Source organism: Caulobacter sp. FV2ye17ST (assembly GCF_058680955.1).
This window is the reverse complement of record NZ_CM178727.1, coordinates 2,855,562-2,872,621: the sequence shown is the minus strand read 5'-3', so window position 1 is coordinate 2,872,621 and position 17,060 is coordinate 2,855,562. Positions and strand designations below refer to the sequence as shown.

Annotated in this window: 15 protein-coding genes; 10 read left to right on the top strand and 5 right to left on the bottom strand. The window is 68.2% G+C overall.

All coding sequences use genetic code 11. From position 1 onward, the window contains the following. Positions 1-148 precede the first annotated feature (148 nt). The 6 genes from cobA to ACW17V_RS13770 all read left to right on the top strand — a co-directional run bounded on the left by cobA (position 149) and on the right by ACW17V_RS13770 (position 5,490). Positions 149-994, top strand: a complete 846-nt coding sequence (gene cobA / locus ACW17V_RS13795) for a uroporphyrinogen-III C-methyltransferase (protein ID WP_492105657.1) — start codon at positions 149-151, stop codon at positions 992-994. Continuing rightward, positions 991-1,353, top strand: coding sequence for a DUF2849 domain-containing protein (locus tag ACW17V_RS13790; RefSeq protein WP_492105656.1), 363 nt, complete (start codon positions 991-993; stop codon positions 1,351-1,353). The genes cobA and ACW17V_RS13790 overlap by 4 nt, the downstream gene beginning before the upstream one ends. 2 nt (positions 1,354-1,355) lie before the next feature. Next, positions 1,356-3,014 (top strand): nitrite/sulfite reductase, encoded by a 1,659-nt coding sequence (locus tag ACW17V_RS13785; RefSeq protein WP_492105655.1) that lies wholly within the window; start codon positions 1,356-1,358, stop codon positions 3,012-3,014. After that, complete coding sequence (locus ACW17V_RS13780) at positions 2,998-3,504, top strand: DUF934 domain-containing protein (RefSeq protein WP_492105654.1); 507 nt, start codon at positions 2,998-3,000, stop codon at positions 3,502-3,504. Before ACW17V_RS13785 ends, ACW17V_RS13780 begins: the two co-directional genes overlap by 17 nt. Continuing rightward, entirely contained in the window at positions 3,504-4,259 is a 756-nt protein-coding gene (locus ACW17V_RS13775) for a phosphoadenylyl-sulfate reductase (RefSeq protein WP_492105653.1), read from the top strand. Before ACW17V_RS13780 ends, ACW17V_RS13775 begins: the two co-directional genes overlap by 1 nt. A 139-nt stretch (positions 4,260-4,398) precedes the next feature. Further along, positions 4,399-5,490 (top strand): branched-chain amino acid aminotransferase, encoded by a 1,092-nt coding sequence (locus ACW17V_RS13770; RefSeq protein ID WP_492105652.1) that lies wholly within the window; start codon positions 4,399-4,401, stop codon positions 5,488-5,490. 3 nt (positions 5,491-5,493) lie between these two features. Here the strand turns inward: ACW17V_RS13770 and ACW17V_RS13765 are convergent, their stop codons facing one another. Further along, on the bottom strand, positions 5,494-6,021 hold the full coding sequence (locus tag ACW17V_RS13765; protein ID WP_492105651.1) for a GNAT family N-acetyltransferase: 528 nt from the start codon (positions 6,019-6,021) through the stop codon (positions 5,494-5,496). A gap of 69 nt (positions 6,022-6,090) precedes the next feature. Between ACW17V_RS13765 and ACW17V_RS13760 the strand changes: the two genes are divergently transcribed. Together ACW17V_RS13760 and ACW17V_RS13755 are read left to right on the top strand one after the other, a co-directional pair. Then, complete coding sequence (locus tag ACW17V_RS13760; protein ID WP_492105650.1) at positions 6,091-6,477, top strand: nuclear transport factor 2 family protein; 387 nt, start codon at positions 6,091-6,093, stop codon at positions 6,475-6,477. A gap of 113 nt (positions 6,478-6,590) precedes the next feature. After that, positions 6,591-8,420, top strand: coding sequence for a DUF885 domain-containing protein (locus ACW17V_RS13755; protein ID WP_492105649.1), 1,830 nt, complete (start codon positions 6,591-6,593; stop codon positions 8,418-8,420). A gap of 20 nt (positions 8,421-8,440) precedes the next feature. Here ACW17V_RS13755 and ACW17V_RS13750 read toward each other — a convergent pair whose 3' ends face one another. Further along, positions 8,441-10,045: an EAL domain-containing protein gene (locus ACW17V_RS13750; RefSeq protein ID WP_492105648.1), complete on the bottom strand. Its 1,605-nt coding sequence runs from the start codon at positions 10,043-10,045 to the stop codon at positions 8,441-8,443. A 255-nt stretch (positions 10,046-10,300) separates the two neighbouring features. Between ACW17V_RS13750 and recA the strand changes: the two genes are divergently transcribed. Next, positions 10,301-11,365 (top strand): recombinase RecA, encoded by a 1,065-nt coding sequence (gene recA, locus ACW17V_RS13745; RefSeq protein ID WP_419251958.1) that lies wholly within the window; start codon positions 10,301-10,303, stop codon positions 11,363-11,365. A 992-nt stretch (positions 11,366-12,357) separates the two neighbouring features. Next, a complete protein-coding gene (gene alaS, locus ACW17V_RS13740) occupies positions 12,358-15,006 on the top strand; it encodes an alanine--tRNA ligase (RefSeq protein ID WP_492105647.1) in 2,649 nt (882 codons plus the stop codon). Between the two features lie 21 nt (positions 15,007-15,027). Here alaS and ACW17V_RS13735 read toward each other — a convergent pair whose 3' ends face one another. From ACW17V_RS13735 to ACW17V_RS13725, 3 genes are all read right to left on the bottom strand, one after another. Continuing rightward, entirely contained in the window at positions 15,028-15,405 is a 378-nt protein-coding gene (locus ACW17V_RS13735; RefSeq protein WP_419320844.1) for a VOC family protein, read from the bottom strand. Positions 15,406-15,469: 64 nt separating this feature from the next. After that, positions 15,470-16,414, bottom strand: a complete 945-nt coding sequence (locus ACW17V_RS13730; protein WP_492105646.1) for an AEC family transporter — start codon at positions 16,412-16,414, stop codon at positions 15,470-15,472. 18 nt (positions 16,415-16,432) lie between these two features. Then, the gene (locus ACW17V_RS13725) at positions 16,433-17,017 is read right to left on the bottom strand and encodes a DUF2939 domain-containing protein (protein ID WP_492105645.1); all 585 of its coding nucleotides are present in this window, start codon (positions 17,015-17,017) and stop codon (positions 16,433-16,435) included. Positions 17,018-17,060 lie beyond the last annotated feature (43 nt).

The following is a 17,060-nucleotide window of genomic DNA, read 5'->3' as shown; positions in this document are numbered from 1 at the left end:
GCCCTTTTCACCGGCTGGCGCGCGCGGGGCGGTCCGCAAGGTCCGCCCCGTCTTTCCTCAAAGCCAAGAGAGGGGCCGTTCTTCGGAACGGCCCCGTCTTGCATTCCAGGGTTTTATCCCGACTGCGTTGATAGAGGTTCTGATACCCATGTCCCGGCTTCCGGTCCGTAATCGCAAGTCAGGCCTCGTCGTTCTCGGCGGGGGCGAGACCGCGCGCGCGCCGGGCGTCGTGCATCTGGTCGGGGCGGGGCCCGGCGATCCGGACCTGCTGACGATCAAGGCGCTGAAGGCCCTGCAGGCCGCCGACGTCATCGTGCATGACGGGCTGGTCTCCGACGAGATCCTCGATCTGGCGCCCGCCAGCGCCCAGCGGATCAACGTCGCCAAGCGCAAGTCGCGCCACACCCTGCCGCAGGACGACATCAACCAGCTGCTGGTCGCCCTGGCACTCGACGGCCTGACCGTCGTGCGCCTCAAGGGCGGCGATCCGTTCCTGTTCGGGCGCGGCGGCGAGGAACTGGCCGCCTGCCGCGAGGCGGGCGTGGTCTGCCATGTGGTGCCCGGGATCACCGCCGCCCTAGCCGCCTCGGCCGGCGCCGGCGCGCCCTTGACCCATCGCGGCAGCGCGCAGGCCGTCACCTTCGTCACCGGCCACGCCGCGCATGGCGAACCCGATCTGGACTGGGCGTCGCTGGCCCGGCCCAACCAGACCGTCGTGGTCTATATGGGCGTCTCGACCGCCGGTCTGATCGCCGGTCGGCTGATCGACGCCGGCCGCGCGGCGTCCACCCCCGCGCTGATCGTCGAGAACGCCAGCCGCGCCAACGAGCGCCGCATCCTGACCACCCTGGCCGGTCTGGCCGTCGCCGCCGAGGGCCTGAAAGGCCCCGCGCTGCTGATGGTCGGCGAGGTCATGGCGATGGCCGAGGTCGCGCCCGCGACCGTCGATCTGGTCCTTCCCGATTCCCTGTTCGAGCGGAGCTCGCGCTCATGAAAGCCATCACCGCCAACCGCCTGCTCGACGGCGAAGTCGTGTTCTGGAAGTCCGGCCAGTGGGTCGAGGCCTTCGGCGACGCCCAGCTGTTCGACAATGACGACGCGGCCGTCGAGGCCGCCGTCGCCACCGGCAAGGGCCAGCCCACCGTGGTGGTCGACGTCTATCCGATCGACCTGACGCCGTCCGAGGGCCACTGGGCGCCGGTCAGCTATCGCGAGCGCATCCGGGCGCTGGGCCCCACCAACGAACTCACCCACGGCAAGCAGGCCGACGGCGGCGAGGCCATCGACGCCCTGCGCCACGCGGCGGGCGCGGCCCGCTCGACCGGCCGTGTCGACCTGATCCGCAGGAAGTAACGATGTACCAGTACGACGTCATCGACCGCGAGTTCCTGACCGACCGCTCCAACGAGTTCCGGGGCCAGGTGCAACGCCGCCTGTCGGGCGAGCTGACCGAAGACCAGTTCAAGCCGCTGCGGCTGATGAACGGCCTCTATCTGCAACTGCACGCCTACATGCTGCGGGTGGCCATTCCGTATGGCTCGCTGAACGCCGCCCAGGTGCGTCGCCTGGCCTGGATCGCCCGGACCTACGACAAGGGCTACGGCCACATGACCACGCGTCAGAACATCCAGTTCAACTGGGTGAAGCTGAAGGACGCGCCGGACATCCTCGACGCCCTGGCCCAGGTCGACCTGCACGCCATCCAGACCAGCGGCAACTGCATCCGCAACACCACCTCCGACCCCTATGCCGGCGCCACGGCCGAGGAGATCGACGATCCGCGCGTGTGGTCGGAAGTGATCCGCCAGTGGTCGACCCTGCACCCCGAGTTCAGCTACCTGCCGCGCAAGTTCAAGATCGCCATTACCGGCGCGCTGAAGGACCGCACGGCCGCCAAGGTGCACGACATCGGCCTGATGCTGCGCCGGGCGCGCGACGGTTCGCTGGGCTTCGAGGTGATCGTCGGCGGCGGTCAGGGGCGCACGCCCTATGTCGGCCCGACCATCAAGGAGCACCTGCCGGTCGGCCGCCTGCTCAGCTATCTGGAAGCGGTGCTGCGGGTCTATAACCGCCACGGCCGCCGCGACAACATCTACAAGGCCCGCATCAAGATCCTGGTCGCCGCCCTGGGCGCCGAGGAATTCGGCCGTCAGGTGGAAGAGGAATGGGCCAAGATCGACGCCGCCCGCGCCGACCTGCCCGACCACGAGCTGGCCCGCATCCGCGGCGCCTTCGCCCAGACGCCGTTCGAGACCCTGCCGGCCGTGTCGGAAGCCTTCGAGGCCGCCCGCGCCGCCAGCCCGGCCCTGCAACGCTTCGCGCGCAACAACATCAAGCCGCACAAGAAGCCCGGCTACGCCATCGTCGAGATCTCGCTGAAGGCGCAAGGTCAGACGCCCGGCGACGCCACCGCCGACCAGCTGGATCTGATCGCCGATCTGGCCGAGCAGTACAGCCTCAACGACGTGCGCGTGACCCACGCCCAGAACATGGTGCTACCACACGTCAAGCTGGATGACGTTCCGGCGGTCCACGCGGCCCTGGCTGCGGCCGGCCTGGCGACGGCCAATATCGACCTGGCCAGCGACATCATCGCCTGCCCGGGCCTGGACTACTGCGCCCTGGCCAACGCCCGAGCCATCGGGGTCGCCCAGGATATCGCCGCCAAGTTCGCCGACGAGGACCACGCCGAAAAGGTGGGCGAGCTGAAGATCAAGATCAGCGGCTGCATCAACGCCTGCGGTCACCACCACGTGGCCCACATCGGCATTCTGGGCGTCGATAAGAAGGGCGAGGAATTCTACCAGCTGTCGCTGGGCGGGTCGGGCGCGGAAGACGCCTCGATCGGCAAGATCCTCGGCCCGGCATTGCCCGCCGACAAGGTGGCCGGCGCCATCGACACCCTGGTCGAGGCCTATCTGGGCATCCGCACCGGCGAGGAGCGCTTCCTCGACACCTATCGCCGCGTCGGCCTCGAGCCCTTCAAGGAGGCTGTCTATGCCCAGGCTGATTAAGCTCACGAACGGCGTCGCCGCCTTCGCTGACGACAGCTTCGTCAACGTCACCGACGAGGACGCCATCCCGGAAACGGGCGACGTGATCCTGTCCCTGACCCGCTTCCAGGCCGAGGGCGACGCGCTGCTGTCGTCCAACAGCCGCAAGGTCGGGGTGCGTATCGAGTCCAACGAGGAGGTCGAGGCCCTGGCCTATGACCTGCCGCGCCTGGCGGTGGTGGCCGTGGCCTTCCCCAAGTTCCGCGACGGCCGCGCCTATACCTCGGCCCGCCTGCTGCGCGAGCGCCTGAACTATACGGGCGAGGTGAGGGCGGTCGGCGACGTGCTGCAGGAGCAGGCCGGCTTCATGGTCCGCTGCGGCATGGACGCCTTCGAGCCTGCCGACGGCGCGAGCCCCGAGGTCTGGACCAAGGCCGCCAGCCGCTTCCGCCATGTCTATCAGCGGGCCGCCGACGACCGCGCCTTGGCCTATGAGGAAAGGCTAGGGTGATGGCTTACGACCAGACCGATGCGACGGCCCTGTCTGGTAAAACGGGCCTGGCGGCCCGGCTGGACGCCGAACTGCGCGACGCCCATCCGCTGACCATTTTGCGCAAGGCCTACGAGACCTTTGGCGACAGACTGGCCCTGGTGTCGTCCTTCGGGGCGGAATCGGCGGTGCTGCTGCACCTGGCCTCGCGGGTCGCGCCCCATATCCCGGTGCTGTTTCTCGACACCGGCATGCTGTTTGGCCAGACCCTCGACTACCGCAAGTCACTGGCCGCCCAACTGGCCCTGACCGACGTGCGCGACCTGCGTCCGGCCTTCGCCGACCTGGCCGTCAACGATCCCAAGTCTGACCTGTGGCGCACCGACATCGACGGCTGCTGCCACATCCGCAAGGTGCTGCCGCTGGACCGCGCGCTGGCGGGTTTCGACGGCTGGATCACCGGCCGCAAGCGCTTCCACGGCGGCGACCGCCTGCGTCTGGCGGTGGTCGAGGAGGCCGAGGGCAAGATCAAGTTCAACCCGCTGGCCAACTGGTCCAAGGCCGAGCTGGACGCCTATATCGCCGAATACAATCTGCCGGCTCACCCGCTGGTGGCCCAGGGCTTCCCGTCGGTGGGGTGCTGGCCCTGCACCAAGCCCGCCGAAGAGGGCGAGGACGTCCGCGCTGGCCGCTGGGCGGGCCAGGACAAGACCGAGTGCGGCATTCACGTCGCCCGCGCCCCGGGCCTGGCGCCGAACGTCGGCGGCGATATCTAGGCGACACAGCCCCGGAAGCGGGCGACGGATGCGGTCTTTGCGTCTACGGCTCTTGACGCGGGGCGTCTGCCATATCCATTCCATCGCTGCGGCGTGCTCGCGCCGTTGTCGATCTTATTGAACGAGAGCCAAGCGCCCCATGACCTCAGCCGCCACCTCTTCGTTCGCGCACATCGCCCATCCCGCGCCCACCTCGGCCGAGCGCCGCGCCGCCCTGCTGGCTGATCCGGGTTTTGGCCGGGTGTTCACCGACCACATGGTGACCATTCGCTACAATCAGGCCCAGGGCTGGCATGACGCCCGGGTTGAGCCGCGCGGCCCGATCCCGATGGATCCGGCTTCTTCGGTGCTGCACTACGCCCAGGAAATCTTCGAGGGCATGAAGGCCTATCGCACCGCCGACGGCGGCGCGGCCCTGTTCCGGCCCGAGGAGAACGCTCGCCGCTTCCAGGACTCGGCGCGCCGCATGGCCATGGCTGAGCTGCCGGAAGACCTGTTTGTCGAGGCCGTCGAGCAACTGATCGCCATCGACCGCGACTGGATCCCGGAAGGCGAGGGCAGCCTGTATCTGCGCCCCTTCATGTTCGCCACCGAGGTGTTCCTGGGGGTCAAGCCGGCGTCCGAATACCTGTTCGTGGTCCTGGCCTCGCCGGTCGGGGCCTATTTCAAGAACAAGGCCTCGGCCATCTCGGTCTGGATCTCGGAGACCTATACCCGCGCGGCCCTGGGCGGGACGGGCGCGGCCAAGTGCGGCGGCAACTATGCGGCCAGCCTGCTGGCCCAGTCCGAAGCCATCGCCCATGGCTGCGACCAGGTGGTGTTCCTCGACGCGGTCGAGCGCCGCTGGGTCGAGGAGCTGGGCGGCATGAACGTCTTCTTCCGCATGGACGACGGCAGCCTGCAGACGCCCCCGCTGGGTGGCACCATCCTGCCCGGCATCACCCGCAACTCGATCATCACCCTGGCCCGCGACCAGGGGATCACGGTGCGCGAAGAGCCCTATTCGCTTGACCAGTGGCGCGCCGACGCGGCCAGCGGTCGCCTGCGCGAGGTGTTCGCCTGCGGCACCGCCGCAGTGCTGACCGGCATCGGCACGGTGCGGACGTCGTCCGGCGACTTCACCATCGGCAACGGCGCCGAGGGTGAGACGACCGAACAACTGCGCAACGCCCTGATCGGCATCCAGCGCGGCCGCACGGCCGACCCCTATGGCTGGGTCCACCCGGTCTAGGTCTTACCGGGTTCGCTCCAGCAGCATGATCGGCGCGTCCTTGTAGGACGTGTGGTTCACCACCTTGAAGCCGGTCTTGCGCGCCAGGGCCAGCGACGCGGCATTGCCCGGATCGATGATGCAGGGCACGCGCGGCGGGGCCAGGGTCCTGTCGATCCAGGCCAGGCCCGCCGTGACGGCTTCGGTTCCGAAGCCCTGGCCGTGCGACCAGGCCGCCAGCACCCAGCCCATTTCCGGCTGACCGAAGAAGGTGGGCTGGATATCACGGTGAAAGTCGGCGAAGCCGACCTCGCCGACATAGCGGCCCGTGGCTGTCTCGCGCACCGCCCAATAGCCAAAGCCCAGCAACGGCCAAAGACCGCGCGAGCGCAGCAGTCGCGCCCAGCTCTCTTCCGGCGTCGAGGGGCGACCGCCGACGAACTGGGTGACGACGGGGTCGGACCACATGGCGACGCTGTCGTCGAAGTCGCTGAGTTCGGAAGCCTTCAGGGTCAGGCGTTCGGTGACGATCACGGGCGGGAAGGCAGACATGGCGACTCTGTTTGCGGCGCGGTGAGGCGACAAGCTACACCGACAGGGCTGCTTTGCGAGACCAACGCCATGACCCCGCCGGAAGACGCCATCGCCGCCCGCCGAAAGCTGACCAACAAGCTCATCGCCGGCAAGGCCGCCGCGCGCCTCGCGCCATTCTTTGATCCGAAAATGGTGCTGATCGCCGGCGACGGCTCGCTGCTGATGGGATCGGCCGAGGTGATCGCCGCCTTTGACGCCCAGTTCCGCGACCCTGACTTCATCGCCTATGTCCGCACCGGCGAGCGTCTCGAGCTCGACAGCGCCGGCCTGCGCGCCGCCGAGCACGGGCGGTGGGTCGGATCATGGAAGGGCGCGCCGGACCAGTCGGGGACCTATCTGGCGGTCTGGAAGAAGGTCACCGGCCAGTGGGTGATCGAGAGCGAGCTCTATGTGACCCTGGATCGCGGCGGCTGACCTTTTCAACGTCAGGGCCTGGGTCAGGCCGCGCATTAAGAGAAATTAATTTACGGGCATCGGGGTCTGGGCCTACGCATTCGCCCAACAAAACGTTCTTTAGGGGTCTCGCCTTGCAAAATCGTCGTCAGATGCTGTTCTCCACCGTCGCGGCCGGCTTCGCCGCCTCGGCGCCGTCGCTCGCCTTCGCTCAAGGCGCTGCGCCCGCCAATGGCGAAGTGGCCAAGATGAACGCCCTGTTCGACGACGCCATGGCCAAGCTGATGCGCCAGGCGCCGGAGCTGACCACCAGCCTGGGCCTGGACAAGGGCGACCTGGCCTGGACCAAGGGCCTGCTCAGCGACCGCTCGTTCGAGGCGATCGCCGCCAGCGCCGCCCAGACCCGCGAGCAGCTGAAGGCCCTGCGCGCCATCGACCGCAAGTCGATGTCCGGCATGGACGCCGTCAACTACGACACCGTCGAGTTCACCCTGGCGGTGCAGGACGAGGGCAGCAAGTTCACCTATGCCGGCGGCGGTTCGGGCGCCCCCTATGTGCTGAGTCAGCTGACGGGCAGCTATCAGCAGATGCCCGACTTCCTCGACACCCAGCACGCCATCGAAACCAAGGCCGACGCCGACGCCTATCTGTCGCGGATGGAGGGCTTCGCCCGCCTGATGGATCAGGAAACCATCATCGCCAAGCGCGACTACGCCGACGGCGTGATCCCGCCCGACTTCGTGATCGACAAGGCGCTCATCCAGATGAAGGCCTTCGCCGACACGCCGACGGCCGAGGCCCCGCTGATCAAGTCGATCGTCCGCCGCACCGCTGAAAAGAAGATCGAGGGCGACTGGGCCGGCGAGGCGACCAAGGTCTATCTGAACTCGGTCCTGCCCGCCCTGAAGCGCCAGATCGCCCTGCTGGAAAGCGTGCGGCCCAAGGCCACCCACGACGCCGGCGTCTGGCGCCTGAAGGACGGCGGCGACTACTACGCCACCTCGCTGAAGAACTACACGACCGCGACCCTGACCCCCGACGAGATCCACCAGCTGGGTCTGGACATGGTCAAGTCGATCGAGATCCAGGCCGACAAGATCTTCAAGACCATGGGCATGTCCAAGGGCACGGTCGGCGAGCGCATGGCCGAGCTGGGCAAGGACATCTACGAGAACACCGACGCGGCCAAGGAACAGCTGATCGCTGACCTCAACGTCAAGGCCAAGTGGATCGACAAGCAGCTGCCGGCCTATTTCGGCCAGCTGCCCAAGGCGCCGCTGGAAATCCGCCGCGTGCCCAAGGCCATCGAGGCCGGCGCGCCGGGCGGCTACTACAATTCACCCTCGCTCGACGGCAAGCGCCCGGGGATCTACTGGATCAACCTGCGCGACACCAAGGAGCAGGCCAAGTACACCCTGACCACCCTGACGGTGCACGAGGGCGTCCCGGGCCACCACCTGCAGTTGTCGCTGTCGAACGAGGCCAAGGGCCTGCCGCTGATCCGCAAGGTGATCGGCTTCTCAGGCTATGCCGAGGGGTGGGCGCTCTATTCGGAAGAGCTGGCCGTCGAGATGGGCATCTACAAGACCGACCCGCGCGGTCACATCGGCATGCTGCACGACGCCCTGTTCCGCGCCGTGCGCCTGGTGGTCGACAGCGGCATGCACCACAAGAAGTGGAGCCGCGAGCAGGCCATCAAGTACATGGCTGAAACCATGGGCGACGAGGAAAGCGGCGCGATCACCGAGATCGAGCGCTATGTCGTGTGGCCGGGCCAGGCCTGCAGCTACATGATCGGCAAGATCGTCTGGCTGCGCGCCCGCGAGAAGGCCCGCAAGGCGCTGGGCAAGAAGTTCGACATCCGCGAATTCCACGATGCGGGCCTGCTGTCGGGCATGACCCCGCTGACCGTGCTGGAATCGGTGGTCGACAACTACATCGCCAGCAAAAAAGCCGGCAAGTAGGACGGGCGGGAGAGCTGGGGCTAGCCCCAGCTCTCCGACGCCCCGGCGCGCCGCGCCAGGGGCTTCAGCGCGGCGGGCTTGAGCGCCGGTAGCGGCTGGTCCGCCGGCTTTCCAAACAACCAGCCCTGGGCGAAGTCGACGCCGGCGCCGCGGACGACGTCCTCGACCTCGACCGTCTCAACCATCTCGGCGACCGTGCGGATCTTCAGGTCGCGGCACATCTCCACCAGGCGCCGCACCATGACCCCGTCGCGGCCGTTTCCGGCCAGTTCGCGAACATAGCGCCCGTCGATCTTGACGATGTCGAGGTTGAGTTCCTGCAGATAGGCGAACGACGCCGCCCCCGAGCCGAAGTCATCCAGACAGACCATCGAGCCCATGCCGCGCAGCGACTGGATGTGACGGTTGGCGCGGGGCAGGTCGTCGATGGCCGCGCTCTCGGTGATCTCGAAGATCAGCCGCCCCTTGGCCTTGTCGAACTTGGCCAGGGTGCGCGAGACATTGTCGACGAAGCTCTCGTTGACGATCGTGCGCCCCGAGACATTGACCGCCAGCTTCAGCTCGCCCGACCGGTCCTGGGCCAGGCGACGAACGGCCTGTTCGACGATGGCGTTGTCCAGTTCCTCGATCAGGTCGAATTCCTCGGCCATCCGGATCATCGCGAATGGGCTGGCGCCGTCCTCGAACCGCACCAGCACCTCGTGGTGGTGGGCCAGCCCCGTCGCCAGATTGACCACGGGCTGGTAGGCCAGATCGAAGCGGCGCTGGCTGACGGCGACCCCCAGGGCGCCCGCCCGCGTCAGGGTGCGTTTGACCGAGCGGTTCATCGCCTCGGCCAGGCTCATCGGCGGCGAGTCCTTCAGACCTTCGCGCAGGAAGTCGTCGAGCGCATAGCGCAGGGCGCGCATGGCGCGGGCCGAAGCGGTCCCGACCTCCAGCGACACCACATGGGCCGTGGCGTCCATCTCCAGCATCTGGCTCAGGCGGCGGGTCAGGTTATCGGTGTTTTCGTCCTTGGCGCGCAGGACGGCGAAACGGTCGTCCGACAGGCGTGTGGCCGCCGAGCCGCCGTGCGACTCGGCCCGCACGGCCCCGGCCACCTGGGCGTCCAGAACCTCGGCTTCAGCGCGGGGCAGGGCGGCGCGCCGGTCGCTCAGGCCCGCGAACTCGATCATGGCCAGTTCCAGCTCGATCCCGGTCACCCGGGCCGCCTCGAACAGGCCCTTGGCGATGTCGTCAAACGATTCGCGCGGATGCAGGCCTTCGGGGCCGAGCGAAGGGCTGGGCGCCTGGCACGAGGTCAGGGCGCAGGACAGGCGGCCGCCGTTCTCGGGCAGGGCGCGCATGACCACGCTGACATGACGCTCCGCCTGGCCGGCCAGGCCAACCACCACGGGCCCGCGACGCGCGCCGTCATCGGCGCAGGCGAAGATCGCATCCATCAGGGGCTGATCGCAGGGGGCGAACAGGTCGCGCCAGACCTTGCCGGTCAGCGCCGCCTCGCTCTGGCCGACGATACGTTGCGCCGCCCCCAGGGCCATGCCGATCTTGCCGTCGCGAACCTCGACGAGCAGATCGGCGCTGGCGAACGCCAGTCCAAGAAGGCGACGTGGATCAATCGACAAGGCGCGGCTCCCCCATACGACCGGAACCGTCGCACACGGGCCTTAAGGACGTGTTTCCCGATCTGAACAAGGCGCGCGGCAAAGGGTCCGCCCGTCCTCGATCCGGGGACTGGAACACGAGCACATGTCGAAAAGAACATCTTGCGAACACGGAACAAAGCCGGTACGACTTTGAGTGTTCCACCGATCAATGGGCGCGTGAAACGCGAAGCCCGGCTTGGCCGGGTGGAATCATGGAATAAGGGCGCATCTCCAATGAACCAGGCGGCTTTGAAACTCGTGGGTAAGGAAGACGGCGACAAGCAGCGCGCTCTAGAAGCGGCGCTGGCGCAGATCGACCGGGCGTTCGGCAAGGGCTCGGTGATGAAGCTGGGCGAGAAGGGCAAGGTCGAGATGGAGTCCGTCTCCACCGGCTCGCTCGGCCTCGACATCGCGCTCGGCATCGGCGGCCTGCCCAAGGGGCGGGTGATCGAGATCTACGGTCCGGAAAGCTCGGGCAAGACCACCCTTGCCCTGCACGTGGTGGCCGAGGTCCAGAAGGCCGGCGGCACCGCCGCCTTCGTCGACGCCGAACACGCGCTCGATCCGGGCTATGCCTTCAAGCTGGGCGTCAATCTCGACAACCTGCTGGTCTCGCAGCCCGACAACGGCGAACAGGCCCTGGAAATCACCGACACCCTGGTGCGTTCGGGCGCCGTCGACGTGGTCGTCATCGACTCGGTCGCGGCCCTGACCCCCAAGGCGGAAATCGAGGGCGAGATGGGCGACAGCCTGCCCGGCCTTCAGGCCCGCCTGATGAGCCAGGCGCTGCGCAAGCTGACCGGCTCGATCAACAAGACCAACACCATCGTCATCTTCATCAACCAGATCCGTCACAAGATCGGCGTGATGTACGGCAGCCCCGAGACCACGACGGGCGGCAACGCCCTGAAGTTCTACGCCTCTGTGCGCCTGGATATCCGCCGCACCGGCTCGGTGAAGAACCGCGACGAGATCATCGGCAACAATGTCCGCGTCAAGGTCGTCAAGAACAAGGTCGCCCCGCCGTTCCGCGAGGTCGAGTTCGACATCATGTACGGCGAGGGCATTTCCAAGCTGGGCGAGATCATCGACCTGGGCGTCAAGGCCGGCGTCATCGACAAGGCCGGCTCGTGGTTCTCCTATAACAGCCAGCGCATCGGCCAGGGTCGCGACAATGTCCGCGAATTCCTGAAGGCCAACAAGGATCTGGCCAACGAGATCGAGGCGGCTGTCCGCAAGTCTTCCCAGAAGATCGAGGAAGAGCTGCTGGTCGGCGGTCCCGAGGACGGCGACGAATAGACCTCATGGTCTGACAGGTTTCGCGACCTTCGCTTGCCTACGGCGTATCCCGCCAATACTGACGCCCGTGGCTTCCCGCCGCGAAGGCCGCGATCCCCCGGACGCCTGGACCCCAAGCCAGGCGTCCGATTTCGTTTTGGGGGATGGCGCGAGGGGGGGCGGGACGTGCGCCACCAAGTCCTCCCCCTAAAGGGGGAGGCGGCCGCAGGCCGGTGGGGGAAGACCGCAAGGAGTCAGTAGTACTTCCCCCTCCGTCGGCCCCGAAGGGGCCGACACCTCCCCCGCTAGGGGGAGGACTTGAGGGGATAGCGCGCAGTTTATCCCCGTACTTTCCGAAACAAACCCCAGCCCAATCAACCGCTTGTAAAATAGTTGATCGCGCCAATCCTCGGAGCCCAAACCGCCCGTATTCTTGGTGCTGTCCCCGTCGCAGGGGGAGGGCGCCTGGTACCGGCCCAAAGTGGCGACGAGGATGGAGCTGAGCGGGGCCGCGACGCCCTGGAAGGCGGGTCGAGGTGTGCGGGCTGTCTCAGAAGGACGGACCAAACGCTGAGTGGCTCGTCGGCCGGGTGAACGCGGGTCGAAGAGGGCGAGGGATCGTAAACCCGCCTATCGCGCATCGTCGGCGTCGAGACGGTTAGCCGATCGACGGGATGCGCGCCCGTACGGGGGCTCTTGGGTATCAGAGCTGAAAGACGCTCGCTTGGCCCGATCCTCACGCAAGAACAGCTTCTGCGAAGCGGACAGGTCGAGCCGAAACGCACAAAACACATCACGGTCATCCGGGTTCGTCCCGGCCGCTTCGCGCCTCCCCGACCCCTTCAGTGGCTGATGCCGCGTGAGGCTGAGAAGCCGTGTCCGCCAGACCTGCGGCCCGTTGGACGGGCGCTGCTCGGCCCCCATATCCGACTCGGTTTCCACTCTGCCGAAAACCGCGCTATGCAGCGCCAACCTCCGGACAGCCGGACTCTATCGAGATCCTAGAGACGCCCATGCCCAGCCTGAACGAGATCCGCGGCACCTTCCTCGACTATTTCGGCAAGGCCGATCACGCGATCACGCCGTCGGCGCCGCTGGTGCCGCAGAACGATCCGACCCTGCTGTTCGTCAATGCTGGCATGGTGCCGTTCAAGAACGCTTTCACCGGCGCCGAGACGCCTGCCTATCCGCGCGCTGTCAGCTCGCAAAAGTGCGTTCGCGCCGGCGGCAAGCACAACGATCTGGACAATGTCGGCTACACGGCCCGCCATCACACCTTCTTCGAGATGCTGGGCAACTTCTCGTTCGGTGACTATTTCAAGGAACAGGCGATCACCCACGCCTGGACCCTGCTGACCCGCGACTTCGCCCTGCCCAAGGACAAGCTGCTGGTCACGGTCTATCACACCGACACCGAAGCCGCCGATCTGTGGAAGAAGATCGCGGGGTTGGACGACAGCCGCATCATCCGCATCGCCACCAACGACAATTTCTGGTCGATGGGCGACACCGGCCCGTGCGGCCCGTGCTCGGAAATCTTCTTCGACCATGGTCCCCATATCGCCGGCGGCCCTCCCGGCAGCCCCGATGAGGACGGCGACCGGTTCATCGAGATCTGGAACCTGGTCTTCATGCAGTTCGAGCAGCTGGCCGGCGGCGAGCGCCTGTCGCTGCCCAAACCCTCGATCGACACCGGCATGGGCCTCGAGCGCGTCGCCGCCGTCCTGCAGGGCGTGCACGACAACTATGACATCGACCTCTTCAAGGCCCTGATCGCCGCCAGCGTCGAGCTGACCGGCGTCAAGGCCGAGGGCGTTCAGGCGCCGTCGCACCGGGTGATCGCCGACCACCTGCGCTCGTCGTCGTTCCTGCTGGCCGATGGCGTCACGCCCTCGAACGAAGGTCGCGGCTATGTGCTGCGCCGGATCATGCGCCGCGCCATGCGCCACGCCTATCTGCTGGGCGCCAATGAGCCCCTGATGCACCGCCTGGCCCCGACCCTGGTGGCCGAGATGGGCCAGGCCTATCCCGAGCTGCGCCGCGCCGAGGCCTCGATCGTCGAGACCCTGCGCCAGGAGGAAGAGCGTTTCCGCGTCACCCTGGGTCGCGGCATGGGCCTGCTGGATGAAGCCACGGCCAACCTGTCGTCGGGCGGCGTGCTGGATGGCGAGGTCGCCTTCAAGCTCTACGACACCTATGGCTTCCCGCTGGACCTGACCCAGGACGCCGTGCGCGCCAAGGGCATCAAGGTCGACACCGACGGCTTCGACGTGGCCATGGAGCGCCAGCGCACCATGGCGCGCGCCAACTGGGCCGGCTCGGGCCAGACCGGCGCGGCCGCCGCCTGGTTCGGCATCAAGGAACGCTCGGGCCCGACCAATTTCGTCGGCTATGACAACACCGAGACCACGGGCGTGGTGAAGGCGATCCTGGTCGACGGCGCCGAGGCGCAGGCCGCTTCGGCCGGCCAGACCGTCGAGCTGCTGCTGGACCGCACCAGCTTCTACGCCGAAAGCGGCGGCCAGGCCGGCGACACCGGCGTCATCGAGGCCAACGGCCGCGAAAGCCGCGTGCTCGACACCCAGAAGCAGGCCGGCGAGCTCTATGTGCACCGCGTCGAATTGGCCGGCGACCTGAAGGTCGGCGACAGCGTCGTCGCCTCGGTGGACGCCGGCAAGCGCACCACCACCCGCTCAAACCACTCCGCCGCCCACCTAGTGCACGCCGCCCTGCACCACGTGCTGGGCCCGCACGTCGCCCAGAAGGGCCAGATGGTCGATGGCGACCGCATGCGCTTCGACTTCAGCCACGGCGGCCCGTTGTCGCCCGACGAGATCGAGCGCATCGAGGCCGAGGTCAATGAGGTGATCCGACAGAACGTCCCGGCCGAGACTAAGGAGATGGCCCCGCAGGAGGCCATCGAGGCCGGCGCCGTGGCGCTGTTTGGCGAAAAGTACGGCGACAGCGTTCGGGTGCTGACCCTGGGCAAGTCGCTGACCGACGCCGGCAAGGCCTATTCGGTCGAGCTGTGCGGCGGCACTCATGTGGCCCGCACCGGCGATATCGCCCTGTTCAAGATCGTCTCCGAGCAGGGCGTCGCGGCCGGTGTTCGTCGCATCGAGGCCCTGACCGGCGAGGCGGCCCGCCGCTTCCTGCTCGACCAGGCCGGTGTCGCCAGGGCCCTGGCTGACCAGTTCAAGACCCCGGTCAGCGAGGTCGGCGCCCGCGTCGACGCCCTGATCGCCGAGCGCAAGTCGCTCGAAAAGCAGCTGGCCGAGGCCCGCAAGCAGCTGGCCCTGGGCGGCGGCGGTGGCGCGGCCTCGGGTCCCGAGGACGTGGCCGGCACGGCCCTGATCGCCAAGGTGCTGGACGGCGTCGGCGGCAAGGAACTGCGCGGCGTGGCCGAGGAGTTCAAGAAGCAGCTGACGGGCGGCGGGATCGTCGCCCTCGTCGGGACCAGCGATGGCAAGGCCGCCGTGACGGTGGCGGTCACCGCCGACCTGACGGACAGGTTCAGCGCCGCCGAGCTGGCCAAGGCCGCCGTGCTGGCCATGGGCGGACAGGGCGCGGGCGGCAAGGCCGACTTCGCCCAGGGCGGCGCGCCTGACGCGACCAAAGCCCAGGCGGGCCTGGACGCGATCAAGGCGGCCCTGGCGGGCTGATCCTCTGAGACTGGACGGCGGCTAGCTCTTGAGGAACGCCGAGAGCTTGTTGCCATCCGGGTCGCGGACATAGGCCAGGTAGTAGCCCTCGCCATAGGCCGGGCGAGGTCCGGGCGGGCCCTCACAGCTTCCGCCGTTGGCCATGGCGGCGGCGTGGAAGGCGTCGACCTGTTCCGGCGTCTCGGCCTTCAGCCCGACCATGATGCCGTTGCCGGCCTTGGCGGGCTGGCCATTTTCGGGGCTGCAGATCATCACCGTGGCATGGTCCTGGTCTGGCCCGTAGCCGATCCAGTCGCCCTGTCGCCAAAGCCGCTGACTGCCCAGCGCGCCCAGCACGGCGTCATAGAAGATCCCGGCCCGGTCGATGTCGCTGGCGCCGATGGTGATGTAGCTGATCATGACGAAGTCCTCCTCGGTCGAAAGCTAGCGAGGCGAACGATGTTCGTCGAGAACGAAGCGGGAACTAGCTGACACTCTTTGTCAGCAGAAACACCGCGATCGACAGGGTCGCGCAGGCCAGGGCCGTGGTCAGGGCGACGGTCCGCGCCGCGCCCCGCGCGAAGACGCCCAGGGCTCGGGTCTGGATGAAGACATTGACCGCCGTCGGCGTCGCGGCCAGCAGGGTGGCGCCCAGTCGGAAGGCGACCGGCGCGTCGGTCAGGCCCACGGCCAGCCAGGTCAGGACGGGCAGGGCCAGCAGCTTGGCGACGGCGGCGGCGATCACAGGGGCGGAGCGCGGGGCCGCCTCCACATCCGTCGAGCGCAGCGCCAGGGCGGCGCCCAGGGTCACCAGCGCCACCGGGCTGCCCGAGACCGCCGCGGCGGCCACGGCGCGGTCCAGCAGGGCGGGAAGGGCGACGCCCGTGATCGCCAGGCCCACGCCGATCAGCGAGGCGGCCACGATCGGGTTGGACAGGGCGCGCCAGGCCGATCCGGGGATCGAGCGCCCGGCGGCCCAGCCGAGCAGGGCGATGCCCGTGGCGGCCACGATCACGAAGTCGACCGCGACAACGCCGGCGGCCAGTCGGGCTGCTTCGGGACCCAGCACAGCGGCGGCGACGGGCAGCCCCAGGAAGGCGCTGTTGCCCAGGCCGCCGGCCAGGGCCGCGCCGGCGCGTTCCTCCCGCGTCCAGCCCAGCGCCAGGCCCAGCACCAGCAGCCCGGCCATGACGAGCAGAGCCGCTCCCGCGAAGGCCGCCAGCCCCCAGGCCAGGGCCGGCCCCGGCGTGCCGATCCGCGACAGCGAGTGGATCAACAGAGCCGGAAAGCCGATCCAGAACACATAGGCCGACAGGCCGCGCGACATGGCCTCGTCCAGCAGGCGCAGCCGGACCAGGGCCACACCGGCGGCGACCAGCAGGAAGAACGGCAGCACCCGCGACAGGACGTCGAGCACGAGGGCGATCACGGAGCGGATCCCGCGCGGTTACCCGCCGGCCTGGCGCTCCTCGCGCGGCAGCTTGATATGCACCAGCTTCCAGGTGAACAGCTCGCGCCGCTGGAAGGTGAACACCGTCACCCGCCGGGCGTCGCCGGGCCGCTTCATCGCCACCCGCACGCGGTTGGGATCCCAGTAGGCGATGGTGGGGTAGGGCCCCGACACCACGGCCTTGACCTTGCCGCCCACGGTCTCGGGCCGGGCCGGACCGGCCGGCGCCGCGCCGGGGGCGTAGCCCCGGGTCAGGGCCGAGATGCCGGCGATGGTCAGATAGCGGTCGACCTTGGGCTCGGGCGGGGCGATCGGCTCGATGGCCCGGCGCATGGCGCCCAGCGGGTCACGCCAGATCGACGGCGGCTCGGCCGCCGCCACCGGCTGGGCCTCGTTCAGCTGGCCGGTCAGGCTGCGACGCACGGCCGGGAAATCGACCAGCTCGCCGATCGCCTGCACGTCCTCATACTGGGCCGCCGCCTTCAGGGCGCGGAAGGCGAACCACGGGGCCGAGGCGAAGGCCGCCGCGAACACGAAGATGCCCAGGACGATCAGGTCCCAGATCCGCTTCTGCAAACTCATGGCGCGCCCCAAGTGGTTAACGCGGCATAGAAGGGGTATTCGC

Coding starts and splice junctions, on each gene's coding strand:
- ACW17V_RS13770 (WP_492105652.1), top strand. CDS start 4,399: ATGACCTCAGCCGCCACCTCTTCGTTCGCGCACATCGCCCATCCCGCG.
- alaS (WP_492105647.1), top strand. CDS start 12,358: ATGCCCAGCCTGAACGAGATCCGCGGCACCTTCCTCGACTATTTCGGC.
- cobA (WP_492105657.1), top strand. CDS start 149: ATGTCCCGGCTTCCGGTCCGTAATCGCAAGTCAGGCCTCGTCGTTCTC.
- recA (WP_419251958.1), top strand. CDS start 10,301: ATGAACCAGGCGGCTTTGAAACTCGTGGGTAAGGAAGACGGCGACAAG.
- ACW17V_RS13725 (WP_492105645.1), bottom strand. CDS start 17,017: ATGAGTTTGCAGAAGCGGATCTGGGACCTGATCGTCCTGGGCATCTTC.
- ACW17V_RS13780 (WP_492105654.1), top strand. CDS start 2,998: ATGCCCAGGCTGATTAAGCTCACGAACGGCGTCGCCGCCTTCGCTGAC.
- ACW17V_RS13735 (WP_419320844.1), bottom strand. CDS start 15,405: ATGATCAGCTACATCACCATCGGCGCCAGCGACATCGACCGGGCCGGG.
- ACW17V_RS13790 (WP_492105656.1), top strand. CDS start 991: ATGAAAGCCATCACCGCCAACCGCCTGCTCGACGGCGAAGTCGTGTTC.
- ACW17V_RS13775 (WP_492105653.1), top strand. CDS start 3,504: ATGGCTTACGACCAGACCGATGCGACGGCCCTGTCTGGTAAAACGGGC.
- ACW17V_RS13785 (WP_492105655.1), top strand. CDS start 1,356: ATGTACCAGTACGACGTCATCGACCGCGAGTTCCTGACCGACCGCTCC.
- ACW17V_RS13765 (WP_492105651.1), bottom strand. CDS start 6,021: ATGTCTGCCTTCCCGCCCGTGATCGTCACCGAACGCCTGACCCTGAAG.
- ACW17V_RS13760 (WP_492105650.1), top strand. CDS start 6,091: ATGACCCCGCCGGAAGACGCCATCGCCGCCCGCCGAAAGCTGACCAAC.